Source organism: Lagierella sp. (assembly GCF_029983815.1).
Lineage (GTDB): Bacteria > Bacillota > Clostridia > Tissierellales > Peptoniphilaceae > Mediannikoviicoccus.
Genome location: NZ_JASBYU010000015.1, coordinates 34,691 through 41,249, shown reverse-complemented (window position 1 = coordinate 41,249; position 6,559 = coordinate 34,691). Strand labels below are relative to the sequence as shown.

The 6,559-nt window shown below is 36.3% G+C and carries 7 protein-coding genes; all 7 read left to right on the top strand.

The annotated features are described in order from the left end of the window. Nucleotides 1-177 precede the first annotated feature (177 nt). The 7 genes from Q1K37_RS06735 (at nucleotide 178) to Q1K37_RS06705 (ending at nucleotide 6,471) form a co-directional block, all read left to right on the top strand. The gene (locus Q1K37_RS06735) at nucleotides 178-846 is read left to right on the top strand and encodes a Crp/Fnr family transcriptional regulator (RefSeq protein ID WP_300410728.1); all 669 of its coding nucleotides are present in this window, start codon (nucleotides 178-180) and stop codon (nucleotides 844-846) included. A 211-nt stretch (nucleotides 847-1,057) separates the two neighbouring features. Further along, nucleotides 1,058-1,801, top strand: coding sequence for an isochorismatase family protein (locus tag Q1K37_RS06730; protein WP_300410726.1), 744 nt, complete (start codon nucleotides 1,058-1,060; stop codon nucleotides 1,799-1,801). Nucleotides 1,802-1,825: 24 nt separating this feature from the next. Continuing rightward, the gene (locus Q1K37_RS06725) at nucleotides 1,826-1,990 is read left to right on the top strand and encodes a hypothetical protein (protein ID WP_300410725.1); all 165 of its coding nucleotides are present in this window, start codon (nucleotides 1,826-1,828) and stop codon (nucleotides 1,988-1,990) included. Between the two features lie 14 nt (nucleotides 1,991-2,004). Further along, the gene (gene hydA, locus Q1K37_RS06720) at nucleotides 2,005-3,225 is read left to right on the top strand and encodes a dihydropyrimidinase (protein WP_300410723.1); all 1,221 of its coding nucleotides are present in this window, start codon (nucleotides 2,005-2,007) and stop codon (nucleotides 3,223-3,225) included. Between the two features lie 272 nt (nucleotides 3,226-3,497). Next, the gene (locus Q1K37_RS06715; protein WP_300410722.1) at nucleotides 3,498-3,881 is read left to right on the top strand and encodes a GrdX family protein; all 384 of its coding nucleotides are present in this window, start codon (nucleotides 3,498-3,500) and stop codon (nucleotides 3,879-3,881) included. 1 nt (nucleotide 3,882) lies between these two features. Next, a complete protein-coding gene (locus Q1K37_RS06710) occupies nucleotides 3,883-5,172 on the top strand; it encodes a glycine/sarcosine/betaine reductase component B subunit (RefSeq protein ID WP_300410720.1) in 1,290 nt (429 codons plus the stop codon). 9 nt (nucleotides 5,173-5,181) lie between these two features. Then, entirely contained in the window at nucleotides 5,182-6,471 is a 1,290-nt protein-coding gene (locus Q1K37_RS06705; protein ID WP_300410718.1) for a glycine/betaine/sarcosine/D-proline family reductase selenoprotein B, read from the top strand. Nucleotides 6,472-6,559 lie beyond the last annotated feature (88 nt).

Here is a 6,559-nt window from a genome sequence, read left to right as displayed (position 1 = left end):
AGCGCCGATGGTACTATGGTGGCGACGCCATGGGAGAGTAGGTATTCGCCCGTCAAGTAAGCTCTACATATGTAGGGCTTTTTTTATTTGTCCAAATTTAACTTTTTTAATTATTGGCACTATGATTTGCCTTTTTGTTTTTAATTTTATAAAATTTCATTTAGAGGGGGTGTAAGGATGAATGGTCAGATCGATCTTAGTTCTATAATTATATTTAAAGATTTAAATTCATCGACATTGGATAAAATTTTAGAATTACCCATTGGAAAAGTGAACTATAACCCAGGAGACTTGGTAATTTCAGAGGGTGAATTGTTGGAGGATTTGCTAGTAATAAAATCCGGTCTTTTAAAACAAGCAAAACTATTAGAAGATGGTAGTGAAAAGGTGGTTGCTTACTATTATGAAAATGAGGTCTATCCTCTTCATCTCTTTTATGCAGATATCAATAAATGGCCCTATGATATTTATGCAGAGTGGGAAAGTGAAATATATTTGATTCCTTGGAAAAAATTGAGGCCTATTATAGATAATGATGTAGAGCTTTTAAATAATATTATAAAGTTTACGGCCCATTGTACTTGTCATACGAAAATGATACTAAATGCGACTCGTTATAAAAAGATTCAGGAAAGAATTGCCTATTGGTTGGTAAATATGAAGTATATAGATTCTTTTAAGATACCAGCAACACAGAAAATGTTATCGGATACTATTAGAGTTACTAGGCCGAGTTTGAACCAAGAGTTAAAAAAGTTGGAGAGTCTTGGTGTCATTGAAATAGATATCAATGAAATTCGGGTTATTGATGAAGAATATTTAGAGGATATTCTTGAAGACGTGTAATAAAAAGATGACATAATTTTTATACGATGTTCGCGCTCGAACTTGTGGGCCTAATTTTATATTGTTAATATGGACTTGTAAGGAAGACACATAAACTAGTAAACGATTCCATATGGGCAATGTTCTTCTTTAGGTAGATAATGTCTTTGTTATGAGCTCAAATGAAGATTTTACTAAAACTATGAAAACGATATTACAAGGAGAGAGAATTATGTCTGAAAAGATGAACCCTGATTTTAAATTTGTTGACAGTTATGGTTTTGATGAAGAATATTTGAAGGAAGCTTTTGCTGAAGCAAGAAAGATTTATAAGGAAAGAGGCTTCATGAGGGAAATGGGCCAAGGTATAGCTCCTGCAATTACCACTGTAGATATGGCTAAGGCCTGGATGAGTGAAGGACATCCATTTACTTGTGATAAATCTGAAGAAGTATGTGCCAATGCACTTAAAGTCCTGGAGGCTGGTAGAAAAGCTGGTGTTCCAATATTCCATACTACTACTGGTTATGTTGGAGAGAAGCAATGGGATCTACCTCGATGGGATGAAAAGATTCCTATGAGTGCTCTGGACATTGACAGCGAATGGATGGAGATTGACCCTAAATTAAAGCCAAGACCTGAAGAACCTGTAATCCACAAAAAATACGCATCTAATTTCTTTGGTACGCATTTAGCGCAAACTTTAAGCTTTCTAGGTGTTGATACTGTTATTGTAATGGGAGCTACTTCCTGTGCATGTGTTAGACATACAGTTATGGACTCTACTGGATATGGTTTTAAAACTTTGATTCCTGAGGGTACTGTAGGTGACAGAGTTCCTGGAGTTATTGAATGGAATATGTTTGACATGGAGGCAAAGTTTGCTGATGTACTACCTGTAGATGAAGTTGTGAAGTACTTAGAGGGAATTGATAATTCAGTTTATACTAAACACGAAAGAAAAATGGATAAGTAATTACTATCATAGTAGGAGGTTCTAATGAGTTTGTTAATCAAAAATGGAACTATTGTAACTGCTACTTCGGAATTTATAGCGGATATTTTAGTTGAGGGAGAGAAGATTAAAGAAATAGGCATTGACCTTCCAAAGAATGATAGTGAAGTAATTGATGCATCTGGTAAGTATATTTTCCTGGTGGTGTAGATGAGCATGTGCACATGGGGCCATTCGAATCCTATTCCTTCGAGACTTCCCACGCTGCTCTTGTAGGAGGGACTACAACTATTGTAGATTTTGCACCACAATTTAAGGAAATGACTCTTTTAGAATCACTTAAAGAACATGACAGAAAAAATGCAGTTGGAAAGGCATCCTGCGATTATTCATATCATGTAATGGTCATGGACAATGATGAAGAATTGTTAATGAAAAGCATTCCAGAATTAGCGGAAAATGGAGTGGCAAATCTTAAATTCTTTATGGCCTACAAGGGTACGCCTTTTTATGCCAACGATCAACTTATAATTAAAGGCATGAAAGAGGCAAGGAAATATGGTTTAACTGTAATGTTACACTGTGAAAATGGAGACTTTATTGAAGTCTTGGCTGAGGAGTGTAAAGAGAAAGGAATAACTGAACCTATAGGACATTCCTTGTCTAGGCCACCAATCGTGGAAGATGAGGCTACTTTTAGAGGTATTCAAATGGCTAAAATCAGTGATTGTCCACTATATATAGTCCATGTTTCAACTAAAAATGCTATGAATTTTATTAAAGAAGCCCAAGAAGAGGGTTATAGTGTATATGGAGAAACGTGTACACATTATCTGACCTTAGATGACTCTAACTTTTTAAAGGATGATTTTGAAGGTGGAAAATATGTATGTGCTCCTGCCTTAAGACCTAAAGAGCATTTAGAAGCTTTATGGGATGGAGTTGATAAGGGATATTTAAAGGCTGTTGGATCTGACAATGCTGCAGTCATTGGTGGATTTGAGGCTAAAAAAAGAGGCAAGGATGATTTTACTAAGATTCCAAATGGATGTCCCGGTATGCAAAATAGATTATATATGCTTTGGACTCAAGGTGTTATGAAGAATAGGATCACAAAGCAGAAATTTGTGGAATTGACTTCTACAAATCCTGCGAAAGTTTGTGGATTCTATCCTCAAAAAGGGGCATTACTTCCTGGGTCAGACGCTGATATTGTTATCTACAACCCAAAAGTGAGTGGAAAGATTACATTTAAAGACAATTACGAGGGAAGTGACTATGAAACATACGAAGGATTTGAAAGATCTGGAATTTGTGAAAAAGTCTTTTTAAGGGGTAAATTGGTAGCTGAAAATGGTAAATTTGTAGGCGAGAAGGGAAAGGGAAAGTATATAAAACAAAATCCTTATGCTCTTCCCTATGAGAGATATATACCTCGTGATTAAAGAATATAAAGAAGGAGAGCTGTTTAGGCTCTCTTTTTTTACGGAGACCTTTGTCTTTTTCTTTACAAATATACAATTTAAAGTCTAACGGCACACAAAAAAATTAATAAAAGCTTATAAACAAAAATATATTGACAAGATGTTAACAGGGAAACAAAATTACTTATGAAAATGTTGTCCTACTAACTTTTAATAAGATCTCAAGGTGTTAAACTTTAGTTAAGGTATTAAATACCAAATAAAAGATTTACCTAATATGAGGTGGGAGAAAAATGGATATTATTACGGTTACTAACAATAAAAGAATTGAAGATGGCCTTAATACCATACGGGTTTATGGAAGTTACAGAGATGTGTTGGTGAGGGTTAGGGACCTTATATACTTGGGACATGAACTAATTTCATATCCTTTAAATTCAAGTATAAAAATGTTTTTTTCTCCTGTTAAATCCATCTTGATAACCCCAAAGAAAGATAAAATCAGTGAAAATTCTGTTGTCATCATCGAAAATAGTATTTTAAAATACGATTTTACTCTAGGACAAAGGACCCCTGATTTTAAGCATATGGGGGATTATGAATTGTTGGATTATGAACTTTTTAAATCCTCATTGGAGGAAGTTTCTAGGTTTAATTCTATAGGAAAGGGTGAGTGAATTGAAACTTCAACTGCGTAAAGTCGAGATAAGGGATGTTCAATTTGGGGATGAAACCAAAGTTGAGGAAAAGGTTTTGTACATCCATAAAGAATCCTTTATTGAAGAAATGAAGAAAATTTCTGGAGTTAAGGACATTAAAATAGACTTAGCTAGACCAGGAGAAAAGAAAAGGATAATACCTGTCAAAGATGTTATTGAACCCAGATTTACCGTGGAAGGGACTCCAGGTTTTCCAGGAGTTACTACGGATGTAGGACCATGTGGAGATGGCAAGGTCAACGTGCTAGACCAAACTGCCATTGTAACTATTGGTGATATTGTTGGATTTCAAGAGGGTGTTATCGATATGTGGGGAGAGGGTGCTAAATGGACACCATTTTCAAAGACATTTAATATCGTCGTCGATATAACTCCTGTAGAGGGTCTAAATCCCCATGAACACGAAGAGACTTGTAGGATAGTAGGTCTCAAGGCTTCTGAATTTGTTGGAAAGGCAGCAAAGGATATTGAAGAATTCAAGGAAGTCAGTACTTATGAGATGGGGGACCATTCTAAAGAAAATGAAAAATATCCTGATCTACCTAAGGTAGTATATGTGGAAATGTTGATTTCTCAAGGGTTACTTCATGCTGGTTATATTTATGGGACAGATTCTGCTCATATCTTACCAACCTTCCTTCATCCAAATGAAGAACTTGACAATGCTGTAATAAGCGGTAACTGTGTAGCTGCATGTGACAAGATTACGACTTACCAACATCAAAACAACAACGTAATCCGTGAACTTTACAATAAACATGGTAAAGAAATCAACTTTTTAGGAGTGGTACTTACACCGGAGATGACTACTTTAAACGGTAAGTTTGTTTCCTGTGATTATACTGCAAAATTATGTAAAATGGTTGGAGCTCAAGGGGTTATTATCTCTGAAGAAGGATATGGTAATCCAGACTCAGACTTGGTAATGATTTGTTCAAGACTTGAGAAACAAGGGATTAAAACGGTTCTAATCACTGATGAATGTTCTGGTTGGGATGGTACAAGTCAACCTTTAACCGATACGGCAAAGGAAGCAACTGCTGTAATTTCAACTGGAAATGTAAGTCATATTGTGGAACTTGAAAAGGCTGATGAAGTACTTGGAAATCCTGAGGCCATAGCAAATCTTGCTGGTGGATGGGCTGGGGCATATGATGCTGAAACTGGAAAGATGAAATGCGAACTTAATGCAGTTATCGGAGCAACTTCAGAGATAGGTTATCATAATGCCACTTGTAAACTGTATTAGGAGGTTATTATGAGTAAGAGAGTTTTATATTATTTAAACCAGTTCTTTGGTCAAATAGGTGGAGAAGAAATGGCTCACATACCTCCTGAGTATAGAGAAGGAGGAGTAGGACCTTCCCAAGCTTTTGGTAAGGCGGCCCAAGGAATTGAGTTGATAGGAACTATTATTTGTGGGGACAACTACTTCAATGAAAATAGGGAAGAAGCTTTAGATTTTCTTGAAAAGATCTATGAAGAAGTAAAACCTGAAATAGTAGTGGCAGGACCTGCTTTTAATGCAGGTAGATATGGTGTGGCGTGTGCTGAAGTATGTAAATTCTTTAACAAAAAAGGCGTATCTTGCGTAACGGGGATGTATGAGGAAAACCCTGGTGTAGATGAAGCGAAAAAATTTGCATATACTGTGGCTACTGGAAATTCAGCTGCTGCTATGAGAAAAGCAATGCCTGCTATGGTAAAATTGGTTAATAAATTGGCTAAAGACGAAGAGTTGGATCCTAGAATAGACGACTATTTCCCTCAAGGCCAAAGAAGAACTATCTTGGTCGATAAGATAGGTTCTCAAAGAGCTATTGAAATGCTGATGAAGAGGATTAAAGGCGAGGAGTTTGAAACGGAATTGCCAATGCCGGTATTCGATTCAGTAGATCCTGCTGTAGCAATCAAGGATCTATCTAAAGCTACCATTGCCCTTGTAACAACTGGGGGTATAGTTCCAAATGGTAACCCAGATAGAATTCAATCTGCATCTGCTCAAAAATGGGGCAAGTATGATGTGGAAGGCTTAAGTGATCTAGAAGGTGAGTATTACACTATTCACGGTGGTTATGACCCTGTTTATGCAAATGAGAAGCCAGATAGGGTTGCACCTTTGGACATGTTGAAAAAAACGGAAAAAGATGGAGAGATTGGAAAGGTATATAAGTATTTTTATACTACCACAGGAACTGGAACAGCTGTAGCAAACTCTATTAGATTTGGTAAGGAAATTGGTAAAGAGTTGAAAGAAGCCGGTGTTGACGGTGTTATTTTAACATCAACTTGAGGTACCTGTACACGTTGCGGTGCAACAATAGTTAAAGAAATTGAAAGATATGGTATCCCTATAGTACACATGGCTACAATAACAACTATTTCACAATCCGTAGGTGCTAACAGAATTGTTCCTACAGTAGCAATACCTTATCCCGTTGGAAATCCGGATTTAGGTGCTAAGGAAGATAATTTTAGAGAGAATATGGTTAGAACAGCCGTAGAATCTCTAGCGACTGATATTGAAGAAAGTAAGATATTTAAATAGATTTTGGCAGAGCGAAAGCTCTGCTGGAACTAATCTTACTTCTTAGGTTAAAATCAGTATTGTATTTTGAAAATAGAATAGATTTACC